The sequence below is a fragment of the Parageobacillus thermoglucosidasius genome (assembly GCF_001295365.1).
In the GTDB taxonomy this organism is placed as follows: Bacteria; Bacillota; Bacilli; order Bacillales; family Anoxybacillaceae; genus Parageobacillus; species Parageobacillus thermoglucosidasius.
This window is the reverse complement of record NZ_CP012712.1, coordinates 3,444,773-3,463,762: the sequence shown is the minus strand read 5'-3', so window position 1 is coordinate 3,463,762 and position 18,990 is coordinate 3,444,773. Positions and strand designations below refer to the sequence as shown.

Sequence of the window (18,990 nt, the reverse complement as noted above, 5' to 3'; positions counted from 1 at the left end):
ATGTTAACAGGAAAACAAAAACGTTTTTTGCGGGCGAAAGCTCATCATTTGAAGCCGATTTTCCAAGTGGGAAAAGGCGGAGTAGGCGAAAATATGATTAAGCAAATTGCCGACGCGCTCGAAGCGCGCGAGCTTATTAAAGTGAGCGTGCTGCAAAACTGCGAGGAAGACCGCCATGTCGTCGCCGAGCAGCTTGCGCGGGGCGCGGAACTGGTACAAGTAATTGGGAATACGATTGTATTGTACAAGGAATCAAAAGAAAACAAACAAATTGTGTTGCCGCGCTAAACGGCAAAGTTGCGCATACGCATGGCGGAGGGAAGTCTATGAAAAAAATTGGGATTTTTGGAGGGACGTTTGATCCGCCGCATAACGGGCATTTATTAATGGCTAACGAAGTGCTGCATGCGCTGCGATTGTCAGAAATTTGGTTTATGCCGAATCGCATCCCTCCACATAAACAACATGAACAAGTGACAAAAAGTGAAGATCGCTTGCGTATGCTTGAATTAGCGATCATCGATCATCCGCGGTTTCATATCGAAACAATTGAATTAGAAAGAGAAGGGCCATCCTATACGTATGATACGATGTGTCAGCTGCTTTCGCTCCATCCAGATGACAAGTTTTATTTTATTATCGGTGCAGACATGGTGGAATATTTGCCGCACTGGTATAAAATTGATGAGCTTGTTCAGTTAGTGACATTTGTCGGCGTCAAGCGGCCGGGATTTTCCACGAAAACGTCTTATCCGATTATCGAAGTGGAGGTGCCGCAGTTTGCGGTATCGTCTTCGATGATTCGCGACCGGGTCAGAAACGGAAAAACGATTCGGTATTTAGTGCCAGAATGCGTAAGACTTTATATTGAGGAGAAGAAGCTATATGGAACGACAAGAAGCGTTAACTATCGTTAAAAAACAATTGACAGAACACCGCTATCAACATACAATTGGCGTCATGGAGACGGCAATCAAGCTTGCCGAACAATATGGGGCAGATGTTAAAAAAGCGGAATTGGCAGCTATTTTTCACGACTATGCGAAGTACCGCCCGAAAGAGGAAATGAAACAAATCATTTTGGAGCAAAATATGCCAAGCGATTTGCTTGCTTACAATGCCGAGTTATGGCATGCTCCAGTCGGGGCTTATTTAGTAAAGACGGAAGTCGGGATTGAAGATGAAGATATCCTTAACGCGATTCGCTATCATACATCAGGGCGCGCAAATATGACATTATTGGAAAAAATTATTTATCTTGCCGATTACATTGAACCTGGCCGTATATTCCCGGGAGTAGAGGAAGTCCGAGATCTTGCAAAACATGATCTTAACAGGGCGCTAACGAAGGCAGTGCAAAATACGATTCAATTTTTGCTGAAAAAAGACCAGCCGGTTTATCCGGATACGATTCACACATATAATTCATTAATTATGGAAATAAAGGGGGAATCTCAATAATGACGGAACAGGAAATATTGCGATTGGTCGTGCGGGCAGCCGATGATAAAAAGGCGGAAAATATCGTTGTTTTGAACATGAAAGGCATTTCCCTTGTTGCCGATTATTTTGTTATTTGCCATGGCAATTCGGAAAAGCAAGTGCAGGCGATTGCTCGGGAAATAAAAGAAAAAGCCGAGGAGCATCATATTCCTGTTAAACGAGTGGAAGGGTTCCATGAGGCAAAATGGGTGTTAGTCGACTTAGGCGATATTGTTGTCCATGTTTTTGATAAAGAAGAACGCAGTTATTACAATTTAGAACGTTTATGGGGAGATGCGCCGCTTGAAGATATAGCGAGCGTGTTGCAGCAGTGACGTACGAGTCGTTCGCATATTGGTATGATGCGTTGATGAATGAAGCGCCGTATGAGCAATGGCAGTTATTTGTGCAAAAAAAGCTGAAACAATACGGGCGCAAAGGGGCAAAACGCATTCTTGATATTGGATGCGGCACCGGAGAGCTGGCGATTCGGCTGGCAAAAGAAGGGTTTTTGGTAACAGGTGTCGATTTATCGGAGAATATGCTCGCTATTGCACAAGCAAAAGCGGAAACGCAGCATGTTGCAATTGAATTTTTTCAGCAAAATATGACGGAGATAGAAGGGTTTTCATCGGTTGATTGTGCCACGATTTTTTGCGATTCCCTCAATTATTTATTAGAAGAAAACGAAGTTCGGCGAACATTTTCGCGCATTTATGAACTGTTGAATGAAGACGGGCTGCTGTTGTTTGACGTCCATTCAATATATAAGATAGACCATGTTTTTCAAGATGCGGTATTTGCAAGCAATGGCGAGGAAATTAGCTATATTTGGTCTTGCTATCCGCTTTCATTGCCGCATAGTGTGGAGCATGAATTAACATTTTTCGTTCGTGGCGATGACGGAACATATGAACGGTATGATGAACTGCATCGGCAGCGCACATATGAAGTCGTTCAATATCAACAATGGCTGACGGAAGCGGGCTTTGCCGTACTGGAAATCACTGCGGATTTTACGGATAAAGCGCCAAGCGAAACGTCTGAACGTATCTTTTTTGTCGCCAAAAAATAAGTAAATATCTGTGGTGGTCGCGGAACATAAAGCTTCGGAAAATAAGATGCTTTTCTGCCAAAGCCTGTTAAAGCGGGCGTGATGGCTTTGGCAGAAAAGCTGTTCTTGTTTTTATCAACACCTCTTAACTTGAAGATGGCTTTTTTGTTCGATTTAGCAGGATTTTTGTTTTTTTCCGCGAAATTAATTATTAAACTGCTTTTTTACTTTTTCGATGTCATCTTTGAATTTCTCGTGTGTCTTGGCAAATACTCGTTCAAATACCCCTTCCATTTCCTTTTCAAGCACGGCAATTCCTTCCCCGGTAATACCGCCTTTCACACAAACTTTTTCTTGCAGCGCTGGAAGTGTGTAAAGATTGCTTTTCAATAATTCCCCCAATCCTATAATCATGTCATTGGTCAATACCGTTGCTTGTTCTTTCGTAATCGCCGTTTTTTTCACGGCAGCCTCGATAAACCGCTGAAGCAAATAGCTGAAAAAAGCGGGGCCGCAGCTTGCGATGTCTGAGGCGATTCGCGTAATTTCATGATCAATAAAGGAAGGAACAGAAATGTGGCGGAACAGTTGTTCTATATAGGTTTGATAATGGCGGGAACAGCGCTGCCCAAATGTGATTAGCGTGCTTCCGGAAAGCGCCCGGTTGGTAATGCTTGGGATAACGCGCGCTACGTGGCAAGGAACGGCTGCTTCCAGCTGCTGCACACTAATAGGGCTTGTTATCGAGACAAGACAATGTTCCTTTGTCCAAAAAGAAGACAATTGCTGCAAAAGGGGGTGAATATCTAACGGTTTGACACATAAAAACACAATGATTGCTTTCTGCACCACTTCCTCTGCGCCAGAAGCAACGTAGACGTTAGGATAGTGACGCTGGATGTCTAACGCTTTTTCCAACGTGCGGTTGGTGATAATCAGCTGTTCTTCTTTGACAGCTCCAGATTCAAGAAACGCTTCAATTAAAATCCTTCCCATATTCCCCGTCCCGATCATGCCGATTTTCATGGTTTTCTCCCCCCTCTCTGACAAAAGTACCGATAGTTTCTTCAACGATATGTATGAATGTTTTATTTGTTTTATGACTAATTTGAAAGGATGATGAAGATGTGGGAAGTGATCAAAAAGTATGATAAGCGGTGGCACATCCTCATTTTGGCGCTGTTCATCGCTGTGGCTGTCATTTTGTTTCGAAACAACGGGATAAGCGAAAAAGAGCAAGCTCCCATGCTAACGACAGAACGAATGTTGCAGGAAGCAGAGGAAAAACAGAAAGAGGAAGCGCGACCGAAAATGATTGTTGTCGATATAAAGGGAGCGGTCGTCCGGCCGGGAGTATATGAAATAAAAGATACAGCGCGTGTCAATGATGTGGTGGCGATAGCGGGCGGGTTCACAAAAGAGGCGGATCAAACAAAGGTCAATTTGGCGGCAAAAGTACATGATGAGATGATGATTTATGTCCCGGCGCGGGGAAACGAACATTTCTTCCATAGATTCTCCGGCTATTTCTTCAAGCGAATCTAACAAAGTTCATATTAATACGGCATCAGAAGAAGAAATACTGCGGCTTTCAGGGATTGGACCAGCGAAAGCGGCAGCGATTATCGCTTACCGCGAAGAACACGGGCCATTTAAAAAGGCAGAAGATTTGCTGAATGTTACAGGCATTGGCGAAAAAACGCTGGAAAAAATAAAAGAGCAAATTGTTGTGCCGTAATATCGTTGACGCTTTGCCGGCTGCGCCATTACACTAAAAGTATGTGCACATCAATAAGTTTGCATGGGACAAGCGGGGGAGGAAACATGGAACGAATCACATGGGATCAATATTTTATGGCGCAAAGTCATTTGCTGGCATTGCGCAGCACCTGCACGCGGTTAGCGGTTGGCGCCACCATCGTCCGCGACAAACGGATTATTGCCGGAGGATACAACGGCTCGATTGCCGGTGGGGCCCATTGCATTGATGAAGGATGTTATATCATTGACGGCCATTGCGTCCGCACGATCCACGCCGAGATGAATGCGATTATTCAATGCGCGAAATTCGGCGTGCCGACGGAAGGAGCGGAGATGTACGTGACCCACTTTCCGTGTCTGCATTGCTGCAAAGCGATTATTCAAAGCGGGATTCGCGCTGTGTACTATGCGCAAGATTATAAAAACGATCCATATGCGCTGGAACTTTTTCAACAAGCGAACGTTCGCGTTGAACATGTGCCGTTTAATAAAGAAATTTTGTCACTTCTTCAACGCTAAACGGCATTCTTATGAGAAAGGGGCGTAATAATGCGTGGAAATATTGTTTATGCGGCGATTGCCGCCATTGTTGGGATAGCGGCTGGCTGCGCGGAATCAAGCGTTTCTTTGCTGGTTATCGCGCTTTACACCATTTTTCTCTTTGCGCGAAAACGGCGCCTCTTTCTTTTTTCAATGGTGACAATCTGCGTTTTTTATCTGTACATCATTTATATAGACCGCCATAATGAAACACAGCTATCTAGCCGCATGACGTTATTTTCCATCCGTTTTATCGCTCCAGTTGCGATGGACGGAGAGCAACTAAAAGCAATAGTAGAAGTGAGGCAAAAAGAAAAATTGCAGCTTGTTTACTATATGAAATCTGCGCAGGAAAAACAACAGCTTTCTTCGCTTTTGGCTCCTGGAACGATATGTACGGTGAAAGGAACGCTTGAGCGTCCGGCGCTGCCGCGAAATCCTAACGCTTTCGATTATCGCCGTTATTTGCGATTTCACCACATTCATTGGATTCTTCAGCCTCAATCGATTTCCCCGCAACATTGCCGCCAAATATCCCCAACGGTGTATGAACGGCTGCTTTTGCTCCGCGAAAAAGGGATTCGTGTCATTGAAACAAATTTTCCATCAGAAACGGTTGGAATTGTCCAAGCGCTTTTATATGGCGAGAGAGCGGAATTCGATGAATCGCTGTTGGAAGGATACCAAAAACTTGGACTCATCCACTTATTAGCGATTTCCGGATCACACGTAACTTTATTAATCGGAGCGGCGTTTTCCATTTTGATACGTTTTATAACAAAGGAAACGGCGACGCTCATTTTACTGATTGTTCTTCCCATTTATATTGTGCTGACAGGCGCTTCTCCTTCCGTTATTCGCGCGTCTTTGACAGCGATGCTTTTCTTGGGTGCGAATTACCGGAAAATGATGTTATCACCGCTTGACGCATTAAGCGTGGCGCTGATCGTGATGCTTTTATTTGATCCGTATCTGTTATGGGATGTCGGATTCCAGCTGTCATTTATTGTATCATTTGCCCTCATTTTATCCTCGCCAATGATCATGTCATATCATTCTGTCGCTTTCCGCCTTTTTTTTACGACTTTTATCGCCCAATTGAGCGCTCTTCCGTTTCTTTTATACTATTTTTTTGAAGTGTCATTATGGAGCCTTCCCCTTAATGTCATTTTTGTGCCGCTTTATTCTTTCGTTATTTTGCCGCTTTCTATTGCCTCTCTATTAGCGTATTATGCGCACCCGTTTTTTTCTATTCCTTTTATGTGGCTGCTGCAAAAAATAATCGTTATTTCCAGCGACATTGTTGCGCTTTTCTCATCCAGCCGTTCGCTGTCCCTTATCCTTGGCAGGCCTTCTTTCTTTTTCCTTGTCTGTTATGCCGTTGCGATTTTGCTTGCGTTTGTGCAAATGGAGCGAAAACGCTACTTGAGTTTAGGATGGGTCGCATTGGTGATTGCGTTCCATGCGTTTAGTCCGTATATGGATCGTTATGGCGAGGTCGTTTTGCTGGATGTCGGGCAAGGGGATTGCCTATATATTGAATTGCCTTACCGGAAAGGAGTATATCTGATTGATACGGGAGGAACGCTTCCGCGGCAGGGGGAGCCTTGGCAAGAAAGAAAGCGGGAATGGGATGTCGGAAAAGATGTCGTCGTTCCATTTTTAAAGTCGAAAGGGGTGCGACATATCGATAAACTTATTGCCACACATGGCGATATCGATCATATTGGAGCGGCGGCAGAAATTATTCATCACCTTTCTGTTAAGCAATTAGTCATCGGCAAGGTGAAGACGGAAAGTTTGCTTCAAGAAAAGCTTGTTCAACTTGCCAAACAAAAAAATATAGAAGTGGCGCAACTAGCAAGAGGGGATAAATGGACAGAAGGGGAAGTTTCCTTTTATGTCCTTCATCCGTTTTCGGCATATCGCGATGATAATAATCATTCGGTTGTATTGTATGCAAAGCTCGGCGGGTTATTCTGGCTATTGACGGGAGATTTGGAGGAAGAAGGAGAAATGGAGTTAATCAACGCTTTTCCGCAATTAAAAGTGGATGTGCTGAAAGTGGCCCATCATGGCAGCGACACTTCCACGACAGAGCTATTTCTTAAACAAATGGAGCCGAAAATTGCGCTTATTTCCGTTGGAAAGCATAACCGCTATGGCCATCCTTCACCGAACGTTATCGAACGGTTAACGGAAAGGAATGTCATTATTTTGCGGACAGACCGGCATGGTGCGATCCGTTTTATTTATACGAAAAAACAAGGAACCTTTTTTGCCATGCTGCCATAGCATATATAAAAAAGGAAAAGAGACTGCTTATGTAAGCAATCTCTTCATGAACCGAAGTATTTAATCAATGTTGCGATAATAAACATCGTTGCGAAAAATCCGAACGAGACGATAAAGCCGACGGCAGAGTCAACTGCGTCATTCCGCTTGCTTTGTACATCTTTTTCAAATACGTTCATCGTTTCCCCCTCCTCATGCAGTCATTTTTAGTATAGACGAAAAAGAAAAAAAAATCTATATCCCCTTTGTTCATTTCCTTCACTGACAACAGTTAACACAAATACTTTCTGGCGCCCGGGAAAAGATAAAAATAACCCGTTGACAAATAAGTTCCTGACGCTTATTTGTCAACGTTTATATAAAGGGGAATCGGTTTTCCCGCTAACCGATTCCCTTGTAAAAAAGAGAAAAACGTTGTATCTTTTCAACAGAGAAAAATTGCAGAAGAAACGGAGACGAGAATATGGTGGTTAACTTGTGGGGAAAAATAAAAAGCCGTCGCCTTTCTCCCCTTTATTTATTATATGGAACGGAATCGTTTTTATTAACGGAAACGTATGAACTTCTTATTCGCACCGTGTTAACGGAAGAAGAGAGAGAATTTAACGTATCGGTATACGATTGTGAAGAGACTCCGGTGCAAGCAGCGCTAGAGGACGCTGAAACGTTTCCGTTTTTAGGGGAGAAACGGGTGATTATCGTGAAAAACCCTTACTTTTTTACAGCGGAGAAAGAAAAAGAAATCACGCATGACTTAAAAAAGTTGGAATCGTACATAACGTCGCCTTCGCCTTTTTCGATTGTCGTTTTCGTTGGGGCGTATGAAAAGCTTGATGAACGAAAGAAAATAACGAAATTAATGAAGGAGCATGCGGAAGTTTTTATTGCGAATCCGCTTGCCGAAAAAGAGCTGCGCGAATGGATGATGGAAAGAGTGCGGCAAAACGGCGCAATGATGGAAGAAAATGCAGTTGATGCTTTGCTGCAGACGGCAGGGACGAATTTAATGACACTTGCCAATGAACTGGACAAGCTCGCGTTGTTCGTCGGACCGGGCGGAATGATCCGGCAAGAAACGGTCGAAAACCTCGTATCGCGCACGCTAGAGCAAAACGTGTTTGTGTTGGTGGAGAAAGTGACGAAACGGCAAATCGCTGAGGCGCTGCAAGTATTTTATGATTTGCTGGAAAATAATGAAGAACCGCTGAAAATTTTAGCGCTGCTGGCTAATCAATTCCGCCTTTTATACCAAGTGAAATGGCTGGCGGCAAAAGGATACGGGCAGCAGCAAATCGCTTCCATCTTAAAAGTGCATCCGTTTCGGATCAAACTTGCGATGGGGCAAGCGGCGCTGTTTTCTGAAGAAGAGCTGATGAAGGCCATCCAGCAAATTGCCGAGGCGGACTATGAAATGAAGAGCGGGGCGATGGACCGGCAGCTGATTATGGAGCTGTTGTTAATGAAATGGAGCAATAAAGCGAAATGAAACAAAAAGAAAACGACCTGCTGCCAGGTCGTTTTTTTATGATGCGATAATGCTGTTTAATTTTTTAGCTAAACGGGATTTTTTGCGGCTTGCTGTATTTTTATGAATAAGACCTTTCGTCACCGCTTTGTCTAATTTTTTAGTAGCGATGATGAACGCTTCTTGAGCTTTTTCAACATCTTTTAATTCAACAAATGCTTCGAATTTTTTAATCGCCGTGCGCATTGCTGATTTCATCGAAGCATTGTGAGCGCGGCGTTTTTCACTTGTTTTTGCGCGTTTAATCGCGGACTTAATGTTTGCCATGGTTTCACCTCCGTCATTCTGCCATCTTTGTCCTTCTTGATTATTTCCACTGTTAGGAACATGCAAGAACAAGTGTTATTCTATCAAACGAGGTTAAATTATGCAAGAGTGTTCAAGCAAAAATACTTTACTGCCGGCGGAATGTTAACAAAGCGAATAAATAAGAAAAAAATGGCGACAATAAAAGAAAAATGATTGTCTTAGGGAGGAACGATATGAACCGCTCCATCGATTTAAGCGCGTATTCCATACGGACCGATTTGGCGATCGAAGCGCACGAAATGGCAGTAGAGGAGCGCCTTCAGCAAAAACAGGAAATCTCTTCCAACATTGAAGGAGTGATTATTCACGACCGCGAAATCGACGGGATTCAATTGTCATATGTAAAAGTAACGGAAAAAGGAGCAAAATCGATTGGCAAAAAACCGGGAAATTATTTAACCATTGAAGCCCAAGGAATTCGTGAACATAATACAGAGCTGCAAAAAAAAGTTCAAGAGATATTTGCCAAAGAGTTCAGTGACTTTTTGCGCCATGCGAACATCGGAAAAGAAGCAAGCTGTCTTGTTGTTGGATTAGGCAATTCGAATGTGACGCCGGATGCATTGGGCCCGCTGACGGTGGAAAATTTGCTTGTAACAAGACATTTATTTCACCTTCAGCCGGAAAGCGTTGAAGAAGGATTCCGCCCGGTTAGCGCGGTTGCCCCGGGCGTAATGGGGACGACGGGAATTGAAACAAGCGATATCATCCACGGAATTGTTGAAAAAATAAAACCAGATTTTGTGATCGTGATTGATGCGCTGGCAGCGCGATCGATTGAACGAGTCAATGCGACGATTCAAATTTCCGATACGGGAATCCATCCCGGTTCAGGGGTTGGGAATAAGCGAAAAGAACTAAGCAGGGAAACGTTAGGTATCCCGGTTATTTCTATTGGTGTTCCGACTGTTGTTGATGCCGTGTCGATTACAAGTGATACGATTGATTTTATGTTAAAACATTTTGGAAGAGAAATGCGCGAAAATAAGCGGCCGTCAAGTGCGCTTGCTCCAGCGGGATGGGCGTTCGGAAAGAAAAAGAAATTTGCGGAAGAAGATATGCCATCAGCAAAACAACGTTCAACCTTTCTCGGTATGATCGGAACACTGGCAGAAGAGGAAAAACGAAAGCTTATTTACGAAGTGCTCGCCCCGCTCGGCCATAATTTAATGGTCACTCCGAAAGAAGTCGATATGTTTATCGAAGATATGGCAAATTTATTAGCGAGCGGGCTGAATGCCGCGTTGCACGAGCAGGTGGATCAGCATAATATCGGTTCTTACACGCATTAGTGAAAAAAGTTCTATCTTTTCCCGCTTGACCATACGTTAATTAGTAGACAAGCCGGGAAAGGGTGGGAACATGAAAAAACAGCGTTCTTCGCGAATGGTGGTGGCAGTGCAAGGCACCAGCTTAAAAAAAATGATTATTTTAGCGGTATTAGGTTGCATGATGATGTTTATGCTAATCGGAGCCATTACTTCGTTAAAGCCGGAATACCGCATTTCGTCTTCTTCCGTCAGCAATATGACGGACCAATTTTCCCAAGAAACGTTTATTCATTTATTTAGTTTTGAAAATCATTATTTTTCGCAACTGTTGCCAAAGGAACGGCAAAAGCCGAATTATTCAGCATTGTTGTTTCGCATGGCCACGAGCATTAACCCGGACGACCCGCGCAGCCTGCTTGGCGGCGAGCTTCCGGGATTTACGCTGTATGATAGTAAAATTATCGTTGCCGGGGAAGGAACGGATTATACCAACATGCCGTATGAATCTGCCCCGCCGCTGGAGGTAATGCTTGCAGAACGGCAAGCATCTTTAGAGAGTCTGGAAGAAGCGGATAAAAAGCACGAGGAAAAACAAGTTCCCCCGCCGACGCAAACGACGGGGGGAAGAAAAGTCGTATATATTTACCATACGCATACACGGGAATCGTACTTGCCAGCTTTAAAAGGAGTGACTGATCCTGACTTGGCGTTCCATCAGACGGTGAATGTCACGAAAGTTGGCGAAAAGCTGGCGGAGGAAATGGAGAAACGGGGAATTGGCGCGGAAGTAAGCACGATTGACATTGAAGGGGAACTGAAGAAAAAAGGGATGAAGTATTACCAAGCGTACGATATGTCAAGAAAAACGGTTGTCGAAGCGATGAGCCGCAATCGCGATTTGCAATATTTCATCGACATCCACCGTGATGCAAGAAGACGAAAATATACGACCATTAAGATTCATGGCGCAGATTATGCCCGCGTGGCGTTTATCATTGGCGGGGAAAACGCGAGATATGAAAAAAATTTGCAGCTTGCGACACAATTGCACCATTTATTGCAAAAAAAATATCCGGGGCTTAGCCGGGGAGTGATTGAGAAAAAAGGAGCAGAAACGAACGGGAAGTTTAACCAAGATTTATCAGAAAATGCGCTATTAATTGAGTTTGGGGGAGTCGACAATACGTTTGAAGAGCTATTTCGCTCTGTATCCGCTGTAGCTGATGTGTTCAGCGAATATTATTGGCAGGCGCAAAAAGTACAGGCACCCGCGCCGGCAGAAAAACGGTAAAGGAGCGGATGATTGTTGCTGAAATTTACGATTCAATTTTTGTTGGCTGTAATGATTCTTTTTTTTGGAGTGCTGCTTGGCATGCAGCAGGCCAATGAAGGCTTGCGCAAGATGAAAGGATTTGATGATCCGGCGTTTCCGTCCGTTTTTCATATTTCCAAAGATCAAAACGGCGAAGTCGAAGCGTCCGTGTTCGGAAATAAAGTAATGGTGGAAGATGTGCAAGAAAAGCATGAAAAAATCGAAACGATGAAAACATTCAATCTGTTTTCTGAACTTGGCAAACAGTTTGCTGAAGCGGTCCAATCATTGATGGAGAAATTGCTTTTCCTTTTAGAAAAATGGTTAGGAAAATGAAACTAAATGGCATTAGTTAATATAGAAAAACTTTGCGCAAACATTGGTGAATCGCGGATACCATTCGCCAATGTTTTTTATTTTTGTTAGTTACTTAAAGTAAAAACGTTGAGCAGCTTTCCTTTTGCTGAAAAACTATGTCATTGAATCTTGCTTCTTGTATTGCTATAATCAAAGCTAGTGTAGTTTGGGGAATAGTAGGAGTGAGAAAACGATGAATCGTGACGAAAGACGGAGACGGCGTGAGCGAATTCGCAACTTTTCCATTATCGCTCATATCGATCATGGAAAGTCGACGCTGGCAGACCGCATTTTGGAAAAAACAGGAGCGCTTTCCGAGCGGGAAATGAAAGAACAAATGCTAGATTCGATGGAATTGGAACGGGAGCGCGGAATCACGATTAAGCTCAATGCCGTTCAGTTAAAGTATAAAGCGAAAAATGGCGAAGAATATATTTTTCATTTAATCGATACGCCTGGACACGTCGATTTTACGTACGAGGTGTCGCGGAGCCTTGCCGCTTGTGAAGGGGCGATTCTTGTTGTCGACGCAGCACAAGGAATCGAAGCGCAGACGCTAGCAAACGTTTATTTAGCGCTTGATAATGATTTAGAAATTTTGCCAGTCATTAATAAAATTGATTTGCCAAGCGCCGATCCGGAGCGTGTTCGCCGAGAAATCGAGGAAGTCATCGGGCTTGATGCGTCGGAAGCGGTTCTCGCTTCTGCGAAAGTCGGCATCGGCATTGAAGAAATTTTAGAAAAAATTGTCGAAAAAATCCCGGCGCCGTCCGGCGATCCAGATGCGCCGCTAAAAGCGCTTATTTTTGACTCGCACTATGATTCGTATCGCGGCGTAGTTGCTTATATTCGCGTTGTCGACGGAACGGTAAAGCCCGGGCAGAAAATTAAAATGATGTCGACAGGCAAAGAGTTTGAAGTAGTAGAAGTCGGCGTGTTTACACCGAAGCCAAAGCAAGTCGACGAATTAACAGTCGGCGATGTCGGCTATTTAACGGCGTCCATTAAAAATGTGAGCGACACGCGTGTCGGTGATACGATTACCGATGCAGAAAATCCGGCAACAGAGCCGTTGCCGGGATACCGGAAGCTAAACCCGATGGTATTTTGCGGCATGTATCCGATTGATACGGCGCGTTATAACGATTTGCGCGAGGCGCTGGAAAAATTGCAATTGAACGACGCCGCCTTGCACTTTGAGCCGGAAACCTCACAAGCGCTTGGGTTCGGGTTCCGGTGCGGCTTTTTAGGATTATTGCATATGGAAATCATTCAAGAGCGCATTGAACGCGAGTTTAACATTGATTTAATCACAACAGCGCCAAGCGTTGTCTACAAAGTATTTTTAACTGATGGCACAGAAGTCCAAGTCGACAATCCGTCCAACATGCCGGAACCGCAAAAAATTGACCATATCGAGGAGCCGTATGTAAAAGCGACGATCATGGTGCCAAACGATTATGTCGGGCCAGTGATGGAACTGTGCCAAGGGAAACGGGGCAACTTCGTTGATATGCAATATTTAGATGAAAAGCGGGTAACATTGATTTATGAAATTCCGTTGTCGGAAATTGTATATGACTTCTTTGATACGTTAAAATCAAGCACAAAAGGGTATGCGTCGTTTGATTATGAACTGATCGGCTATAAACCATCGAATCTCGTGAAAATGGATATTTTGCTGAACGGCGAAAAAATTGATGCCCTTTCTTTCATCGTTCATCGCGATTCCGCTTATGAACGCGGCAAAGTGATTGTTGAAAAATTGAAAGATTTAATTCCGCGGCAACAGTTTGAGGTGCCTGTCCAAGCGGCGATCGGCAATAAGATTATCGCCCGTTCGACGATAAAAGCGCTGCGGAAAAACGTCTTAGCGAAATGCTACGGCGGGGACGTGTCGCGGAAGCGCAAACTGTTGGAAAAACAAAAAGAAGGAAAGAAACGAATGAAGCAAATCGGTTCGGTGGAAGTCCCGCAAGAAGCGTTTATGGCGATCTTGAAAATCGATGATAATAAAAAGTAATCAGGATTGTACAAGGCTGTCTTTTTTCACAGCCTTGTTTATTTTTCGGAAAGGAATGGATGCCGTGGCAAAATCAGCGTATTTCCATATTCCGTTTTGTGCACAAATATGTTATTACTGCGATTTTAATAAAGTGTTTTTTCACGGGCAGCCTGTCGATGAATATTTGCAAGCGATGGAAAAGGAAATGAAGCGGACGATGGAAGCATTTCCGGCCGATCGGCTTGATACGCTGTTTGTCGGCGGGGGAACGCCGACGGTTTTAGAAATGAAACAGCTTGATTTTTTCCTGCAAAGCATTTATAAACATTTTCGCTTTTCTGCCGCTGAAGTCGAGTTTACGTTTGAAGCAAACCCGAACGAACTTTCCAAAGAAAAACTGCAGTTATTAAAAGAAGCAGGGGTCAATCGCTTAAGTTTCGGCGTGCAAACATTTGACGATGCATTATTAAAGGCGATCGGGCGGACTCACCGTTATGAAGATGTCATTAAAACGATTGCGCTGGCAAAAGAAATCGGCTTTGAAAACATTAGCATTGATTTAATGTACGGGCTGCCGCGACAAACGGTGGCACAGTTCCTAACCGATTTGGAGATCGCCTTTTCCCTTGATGTTCAACATATTTCCGCTTATTCGCTCATTATTGAGCCAAAAACGGTTTTTTACAATTTAATGAGAAAAGGAAAATTGCTGCTGCCAAGCGAGGAAGAAGAGGCGAAAATGTATGAAGAAGCGATGCGGCAAATGGAAATGCACGATTATCATCAATATGAAATAAGCAATTATGCCCGCCCCGGTTTTCAAAGCCGCCATAATTTAACGTATTGGAATAATGAAGAATATTATGGAATTGGTGCCGGCGCCCACAGCTACGTTGGCGGCGTCCGCCGCGCCAATGTCCGACCGATCAAAAAGTATATTGCGAAAGTTGAAGAAACCGGTTTTCCGTATTTGGAAGTCCATCATGTAACGAAATCGGAACAAATGGAAGAAGAGATGTTTTTAGGGTTAAGGAAAACGGAAGGGGTATCGAAGCAGCGCTTTTTCGAAAAGTTTGGGATGAGCATTCCCGATGTGTTTGGGCAGGCGGTTGCTAGAGAAAAACAAAAAGGGCTGCTTGAAGAAACGGAAACGCATATCCGATTGACCCAACGCGGAAAACTGCTTGGCAATGAGGTGTTTCAAGCGTTTATCGGCGGAATCTAAACATTGACATTGGCATATGGATTTGATACTTTAATAATAGATTTAGCACTCGGGTGGTTTGAGTGCTAACAGAGGTGATAAGCGTGTTAACGGATCGCCAACTGCTTATTTTGCAAGTCATCATTGATGATTTTATTCGTTCAGGGCAGCCTGTCGGTTCGCGGGCGTTGTCAAAAAAACATGAAATTTCTTTGAGCTCGGCGACGATCCGCAATGAAATGGCTGATTTAGAAGAGCTTGGATATATCGAAAAAACACATGTTTCATCGGGCAGAGTGCCGTCAGAAAAAGGTTATCGCTATTATGTCGACCATTTGTTGTCCCCGCAGCGTTTGACGCAGGAAGACATTCAAAAAATCAAATCTATTTTTGCTGAACGGATTTATGAACTGGAGAAAGTCGTGCAAAAATCGGCGCAAATTTTATCTGATTTAACGAATTATACGTCGATCGCCCTTGGGCCTGCCGTGAAAGACAATAAGCTGAAGCGGATTCAAATCATTCCGCTGAATAAGCAAACGGCTGTTGCGATTATTGTGACTGACACAGGCCATGTCGAAAACCATGTAATTACTGTTCCTGCTTCCGTAGACCCTTCTGACCTAGAAAAAATGGTCAATATTTTAAACGAACGGTTGATCGGCGTTCCGCTTATAGATTTAAAAGATAAAATTTATAAAGAAGTGGCGGACGTTTTGCGCATGCATATTCATAACTATGACAGCATGTTGAAAACCATTGCTGATACGCTGGACATCCCGCAAGAAGAGAAAATGTTTTTTGCCGGGAAAACGAATATGTTAAACCAGCCTGAATTTAGCGATATTCAAAAAGTCCGTTCACTAATGAAAATGATAGAGCAAGAAAAAGATTTTTATCGGTTGTTGCGCAAACATAACCGAAAAGGAATTCAAGTAACGATCGGGCGGGAAAATCAGCTAAGCGGAATGGAAAACTGCAGCCTTATTACCGCTACGTATTCAATCGGCAAAGAGCAGCTCGGGACGATTGCCATCCTTGGCCCGACGCGGATGGAATATTCCCGCGTCATTACCATCTTAAACCGAGTCGCTTCCGATTTATCGACCGTGTTGACCAAATGGTATCAAAACAATTAACATTGGTCATATTGGATAATGGATGGATGGTTACAATCCATCCTTTCCTTGTGACTATTTATACATTATACATACATACACTGCTTTAAAGGGAGGTGAAACCGATGGAGAAAGAACGCGATGTGGCGCAAGAACAAGCTACATACGAACAGGAGTCGCCAAATGCAGAGCGGCAAGAGGAACTAAAGGAGAATGAGCATCAGGAGAAAAACGCGCCAGAAGAGCAGGAAAAGGTCCGGGAAGAAAACGGCCGGCAGGATGCGCAAAAAGATGAAATAGGCGATCCGGAAAAAGCGAAAGAAGAACAAAACGAAGAATTGGCGGCGGCAAACGCCAAAATTGCCGAATTGGAAGCGAAAATAAAAGAGATGGAAAACCGCTATCTTCGTTTATATGCTGATTTTGAAAATTTCCGCCGCCGCACGCGACGAGAAATGGAAGCGGCAGAAAAATACCGCGCCCAGAGCTTAGTTAGCGATCTTTTGCCTGTTTTGGACAACTTTGAACGCGCGTTAAAAATAAAGGCGGAAGACGAACAAGCCAAATCGATTTTGCAAGGAATGGAAATGGTGTACCGTTCCGTATTGGACGCGCTGAAAAAAGAAGGAGTCGAAGCGATCGAAGCGGTCGGCAAACCGTTCGACCCGCATTTGCATCAGGCGGTGATGCAAGTGGAAGACAGCAACTATGAGCCGAACACGGTTGTGGAAGAGCTGCAAAAAGGCTATAAGCTAAAAGATCGCGTCATTCGTCCAGCAATGGTCAAAGTGAGCCAATAACGCGTTATAGGAGGGTGATATTGATATGAGTAAAATTATCGGGATTGACTTAGGAACAACCAACTCATGCGTCGCTGTCCTTGAGGGCGGTGAGCCAAAAGTAATTCCAAACCCGGAAGGAAGCCGGACAACTCCTTCTGTTGTGGCGTTTAAAAACGGGGAACGTCTAGTCGGGGAAGTCGCGAAACGCCAAGCAATCACAAACCCAAACACGATCATTTCGATTAAACGCCATATGGGAACGGACTATAAAGTAGAGATCGAAGGCAAAAAATATACGCCGCAAGAAATTTCTGCGATTATTTTACAATACTTAAAATCGTATGCGGAAGACTATTTGGGCGAGCCGGTGACAAGAGCGGTTATTACCGTTCCAGCTTACTTTAATGATGCGCAACGTCAAGCAACAAAAGACGCTGGACGTATCGCCGGTTTACAAGTAGAGCGCATCATTAACGAGCCGACAGCCGCTGCGCTTGCGTACGGTTTGGATAAAGAAGAAGATCAAACGATCCTCGTTTATGACTTGGGAGGCGGTACGTTTGACGTATCGATTCTTGAGCTTGGCGACGGCGTGTTTGAAGTAAAAGCGACGGCCGGCGATAACCATCTTGGCGGGGATGACTTCGACCAAGTGATTATCGACTACTTAGTGGAACAATTCAAACAAGAACACGGCATTGATTTATCCAAAGACAAAATGGCGCTGCAACGTCTTAAAGACGCTGCGGAAAAGGCGAAAAAAGAACTTTCTGGCGTAACGCAAACGCAAATTTCGCTGCCGTTTATCAGCGCGAACGAAACAGGGCCGCTGCACATTGAAACAACATTAACAAGAGCGAAATTTGAAGAGCTGTCTGCCCATCTTGTTGAACGGACAATGGGACCGGTCCGCCAGGCGTTGCAAGATGCGGGCTTGACTCCTGCCGATATCGACAAAGTGATCCTTGTCGGCGGTTCGACACGCATTCCGGCTGTGCAGGAAGCGATTAAACGTGAGCTTGGAAAAGAGCCGCATAAAGGGGTTAACCCGGATGAAGTTGTAGCGATTGGCGCGGCGATCCAAGGCGGTGTGATCGCTGGAGAAGTGAAAGATGTTGTTCTGCTTGACGTCACTCCGCTGTCGCTTGGCATTGAAACAATGGGCGGCGTGTTCACAAAATTAATTGAACGCAACACGACGATTCCGACAAGCAAATCGCAAATTTTCACTACCGCGGCGGATAACCAGACGACGGTCGATATTCATGTACTGCAAGGCGAACGTCCGATGGCAGCCGACAACAAAACGCTCGGCCGTTTCCAATTAACCGATATTCCGCCGGCACCGCGCGGCGTACCACAAATCGAAGTAACATTTGATATCGACGCCAACGGTATTGTTCATGTCCGCGCAAAAGATTTAGGGACAAACAAAGAGCAATCGATAACGATAAAATCGTCATCAGGTCTTTCCGAAGAAGAAATCCAGCGCATGATTAAAGAAGCGGAAGAAAATGCCGAAGCGGACAGAAAACGGAAAGAAGCGGCAGAACTCCGCAATGAAGCGGATCACTTAGTGTTCACAACGGAAAAAACGTTGAAAGAAGTGGAAGGAAAAGTAGACGAAGCGGAAGTGAAAAAAGCGCGCGAAGCAAAAGACGCGTTAAAAGCGGCGCTTGAGAAAAACGACATCGATGACATTCGCAAAAAGAAAGAAGCGCTTCAGGAAATCGTGCAGCAGCTTTCCGTTAAGCTGTACGAACAAGCAGCAAAACAAGCGCAAGCCCAACAACAGACGGGAGCCGGCGACGCTGCGAAAAAAGACGATAATGTTGTCGATGCGGAATTCGAAGAAGTGAAAGACGACAACAAATAATAATTCAGGAAAAAGTCAAAGTCAGGCCTGTCTTGGCTTTGACTTTTTTTCTAATAGGGAGATGGCGGTTAAATTTATTGCAATGAAAAAGAAATAAGT

The 18,990-nt window shown here is 44.2% G+C and carries 19 protein-coding genes and 1 pseudogene; 17 read left to right on the top strand and 3 right to left on the bottom strand.

Annotated elements, in window-relative coordinates:
• From yhbY to AOT13_RS17080, 5 genes are read left to right on the top strand one after another with little or no spacing between them, the layout of a single operon-like run.
• The gene (gene yhbY, locus AOT13_RS17100) at nucleotides 1–288 is read left to right on the top strand and encodes a ribosome assembly RNA-binding protein YhbY (protein ID WP_042383489.1); all 288 of its coding nucleotides are present in this window, start codon (nucleotides 1–3) and stop codon (nucleotides 286–288) included.
• Nucleotides 289–326: 38 nt separating this feature from the next.
• Nucleotides 327–917: a nicotinate-nucleotide adenylyltransferase gene (locus tag AOT13_RS17095; RefSeq protein WP_042383491.1), complete on the top strand. Its 591-nt coding sequence runs from the start codon at nucleotides 327–329 to the stop codon at nucleotides 915–917.
• Nucleotides 886–1,461, top strand: coding sequence for a bis(5'-nucleosyl)-tetraphosphatase (symmetrical) YqeK (gene yqeK / locus AOT13_RS17090; protein WP_003249015.1), 576 nt, complete (start codon nucleotides 886–888; stop codon nucleotides 1,459–1,461). The genes AOT13_RS17095 and yqeK overlap by 32 nt, the downstream gene beginning before the upstream one ends.
• Nucleotides 1,461–1,817, top strand: coding sequence for a ribosome silencing factor (gene rsfS, locus AOT13_RS17085; RefSeq protein ID WP_003249016.1), 357 nt, complete (start codon nucleotides 1,461–1,463; stop codon nucleotides 1,815–1,817). The genes yqeK and rsfS overlap by 1 nt, the downstream gene beginning before the upstream one ends.
• Nucleotides 1,814–2,557: a class I SAM-dependent DNA methyltransferase gene (locus tag AOT13_RS17080; protein WP_003249018.1), complete on the top strand. Its 744-nt coding sequence runs from the start codon at nucleotides 1,814–1,816 to the stop codon at nucleotides 2,555–2,557. The genes rsfS and AOT13_RS17080 overlap by 4 nt, the downstream gene beginning before the upstream one ends.
• A gap of 183 nt (nucleotides 2,558–2,740) precedes the next feature.
• Here the strand turns inward: AOT13_RS17080 and comER are convergent, their stop codons facing one another.
• The gene (gene comER / locus AOT13_RS17075; RefSeq protein WP_003249019.1) at nucleotides 2,741–3,562 is read right to left on the bottom strand and encodes a late competence protein ComER; all 822 of its coding nucleotides are present in this window, start codon (nucleotides 3,560–3,562) and stop codon (nucleotides 2,741–2,743) included.
• 99 nt (nucleotides 3,563–3,661) lie between these two features.
• Here comER and AOT13_RS17070 point away from each other — a divergent pair.
• From AOT13_RS17070 to AOT13_RS17060, 3 genes and pseudogenes are all read left to right on the top strand, one after another.
• Nucleotides 3,662–4,274: pseudogene (locus tag AOT13_RS17070) on the top strand (helix-hairpin-helix domain-containing protein).
• Between the two features lie 86 nt (nucleotides 4,275–4,360).
• Nucleotides 4,361–4,816: a ComE operon protein 2 gene (locus tag AOT13_RS17065; RefSeq protein WP_003249023.1), complete on the top strand. Its 456-nt coding sequence runs from the start codon at nucleotides 4,361–4,363 to the stop codon at nucleotides 4,814–4,816.
• A gap of 30 nt (nucleotides 4,817–4,846) precedes the next feature.
• A complete protein-coding gene (locus AOT13_RS17060; RefSeq protein ID WP_042383493.1) occupies nucleotides 4,847–7,132 on the top strand; it encodes a DNA internalization-related competence protein ComEC/Rec2 in 2,286 nt (761 codons plus the stop codon).
• A 44-nt stretch (nucleotides 7,133–7,176) separates the two neighbouring features.
• Here AOT13_RS17060 and AOT13_RS19195 read toward each other — a convergent pair whose 3' ends face one another.
• Complete coding sequence (locus AOT13_RS19195) at nucleotides 7,177–7,311, bottom strand: YqzM family protein (protein ID WP_013400350.1); 135 nt, start codon at nucleotides 7,309–7,311, stop codon at nucleotides 7,177–7,179.
• 284 nt (nucleotides 7,312–7,595) lie between these two features.
• On the opposite strand from AOT13_RS19195, the gene holA reads away from it, so the two are divergent.
• The gene (holA, locus tag AOT13_RS17055; RefSeq protein ID WP_003249028.1) at nucleotides 7,596–8,618 is read left to right on the top strand and encodes a DNA polymerase III subunit delta; all 1,023 of its coding nucleotides are present in this window, start codon (nucleotides 7,596–7,598) and stop codon (nucleotides 8,616–8,618) included.
• Nucleotides 8,619–8,654: 36 nt separating this feature from the next.
• Here the strand turns inward: holA and rpsT are convergent, their stop codons facing one another.
• Nucleotides 8,655–8,924 (bottom strand): 30S ribosomal protein S20, encoded by a 270-nt coding sequence (gene rpsT / locus AOT13_RS17050; RefSeq protein ID WP_003249031.1) that lies wholly within the window; start codon nucleotides 8,922–8,924, stop codon nucleotides 8,655–8,657.
• 215 nt (nucleotides 8,925–9,139) lie between these two features.
• On the opposite strand from rpsT, the gene gpr reads away from it, so the two are divergent.
• The 8 genes from gpr to dnaK all read left to right on the top strand — a co-directional run bounded on the left by gpr (nucleotide 9,140) and on the right by dnaK (nucleotide 18,891).
• Entirely contained in the window at nucleotides 9,140–10,258 is a 1,119-nt protein-coding gene (gpr, locus tag AOT13_RS17045) for a GPR endopeptidase (RefSeq protein WP_003249032.1), read from the top strand.
• 70 nt (nucleotides 10,259–10,328) lie between these two features.
• Nucleotides 10,329–11,528 (top strand): stage II sporulation protein P, encoded by a 1,200-nt coding sequence (gene spoIIP, locus AOT13_RS17040; RefSeq protein ID WP_003249033.1) that lies wholly within the window; start codon nucleotides 10,329–10,331, stop codon nucleotides 11,526–11,528.
• 15 nt (nucleotides 11,529–11,543) lie between these two features.
• Entirely contained in the window at nucleotides 11,544–11,885 is a 342-nt protein-coding gene (locus AOT13_RS17035) for a YqxA family protein (protein ID WP_013400353.1), read from the top strand.
• Nucleotides 11,886–12,099: 214 nt separating this feature from the next.
• The gene (lepA, locus tag AOT13_RS17030) at nucleotides 12,100–13,929 is read left to right on the top strand and encodes a translation elongation factor 4 (RefSeq protein ID WP_003249037.1); all 1,830 of its coding nucleotides are present in this window, start codon (nucleotides 12,100–12,102) and stop codon (nucleotides 13,927–13,929) included.
• Nucleotides 13,930–13,993: 64 nt separating this feature from the next.
• Entirely contained in the window at nucleotides 13,994–15,136 is a 1,143-nt protein-coding gene (gene hemW, locus AOT13_RS17025) for a radical SAM family heme chaperone HemW (protein WP_003249039.1), read from the top strand.
• 83 nt (nucleotides 15,137–15,219) lie between these two features.
• Nucleotides 15,220–16,254, top strand: coding sequence for a heat-inducible transcriptional repressor HrcA (gene hrcA, locus AOT13_RS17020; protein ID WP_073519233.1), 1,035 nt, complete (start codon nucleotides 15,220–15,222; stop codon nucleotides 16,252–16,254).
• A 104-nt stretch (nucleotides 16,255–16,358) separates the two neighbouring features.
• Nucleotides 16,359–17,033 carry a nucleotide exchange factor GrpE gene (gene grpE, locus AOT13_RS17015; RefSeq protein ID WP_042383496.1) on the top strand — a complete coding sequence of 225 codons (675 nt, stop codon included), beginning with the start codon at nucleotides 16,359–16,361 and terminating at the stop codon, nucleotides 17,031–17,033.
• 25 nt (nucleotides 17,034–17,058) lie between these two features.
• Nucleotides 17,059–18,891 carry a molecular chaperone DnaK gene (gene dnaK, locus AOT13_RS17010; RefSeq protein ID WP_013400356.1) on the top strand — a complete coding sequence of 611 codons (1,833 nt, stop codon included), beginning with the start codon at nucleotides 17,059–17,061 and terminating at the stop codon, nucleotides 18,889–18,891.
• Nucleotides 18,892–18,990: the final 99 nt, after the last annotated feature.

Excerpts from the sequence above, each read along its gene's own strand:
- spoIIP (WP_003249033.1), top strand. The coding sequence starts at position 10,329 with ATGAAAAAACAGCGTTCTTCGCGAATGGTGGTGGCAGTGCAAGGCACC.
- gpr (WP_003249032.1), top strand. The coding sequence starts at position 9,140 with ATGAACCGCTCCATCGATTTAAGCGCGTATTCCATACGGACCGATTTG.
- AOT13_RS19195 (WP_013400350.1), bottom strand. The coding sequence starts at position 7,311 with ATGAACGTATTTGAAAAAGATGTACAAAGCAAGCGGAATGACGCAGTT.
- dnaK (WP_013400356.1), top strand. The coding sequence starts at position 17,059 with ATGAGTAAAATTATCGGGATTGACTTAGGAACAACCAACTCATGCGTC.
- rsfS (WP_003249016.1), top strand. The coding sequence starts at position 1,461 with ATGACGGAACAGGAAATATTGCGATTGGTCGTGCGGGCAGCCGATGAT.
- AOT13_RS17060 (WP_042383493.1), top strand. The coding sequence starts at position 4,847 with ATGCGTGGAAATATTGTTTATGCGGCGATTGCCGCCATTGTTGGGATA.
- rpsT (WP_003249031.1), bottom strand. The coding sequence starts at position 8,924 with ATGGCAAACATTAAGTCCGCGATTAAACGCGCAAAAACAAGTGAAAAA.
- lepA (WP_003249037.1), top strand. The coding sequence starts at position 12,100 with ATGAATCGTGACGAAAGACGGAGACGGCGTGAGCGAATTCGCAACTTT.
- yhbY (WP_042383489.1), top strand. The coding sequence starts at position 1 with ATGTTAACAGGAAAACAAAAACGTTTTTTGCGGGCGAAAGCTCATCAT.
- grpE (WP_042383496.1), top strand. The coding sequence starts at position 16,359 with ATGGAGAAAGAACGCGATGTGGCGCAAGAACAAGCTACATACGAACAG.
- comER (WP_003249019.1), bottom strand. The coding sequence starts at position 3,562 with ATGAAAATCGGCATGATCGGGACGGGGAATATGGGAAGGATTTTAATT.
- AOT13_RS17095 (WP_042383491.1), top strand. The coding sequence starts at position 327 with ATGAAAAAAATTGGGATTTTTGGAGGGACGTTTGATCCGCCGCATAAC.
- holA (WP_003249028.1), top strand. The coding sequence starts at position 7,596 with ATGGTGGTTAACTTGTGGGGAAAAATAAAAAGCCGTCGCCTTTCTCCC.
- AOT13_RS17065 (WP_003249023.1), top strand. The coding sequence starts at position 4,361 with ATGGAACGAATCACATGGGATCAATATTTTATGGCGCAAAGTCATTTG.
- yqeK (WP_003249015.1), top strand. The coding sequence starts at position 886 with ATGGAACGACAAGAAGCGTTAACTATCGTTAAAAAACAATTGACAGAA.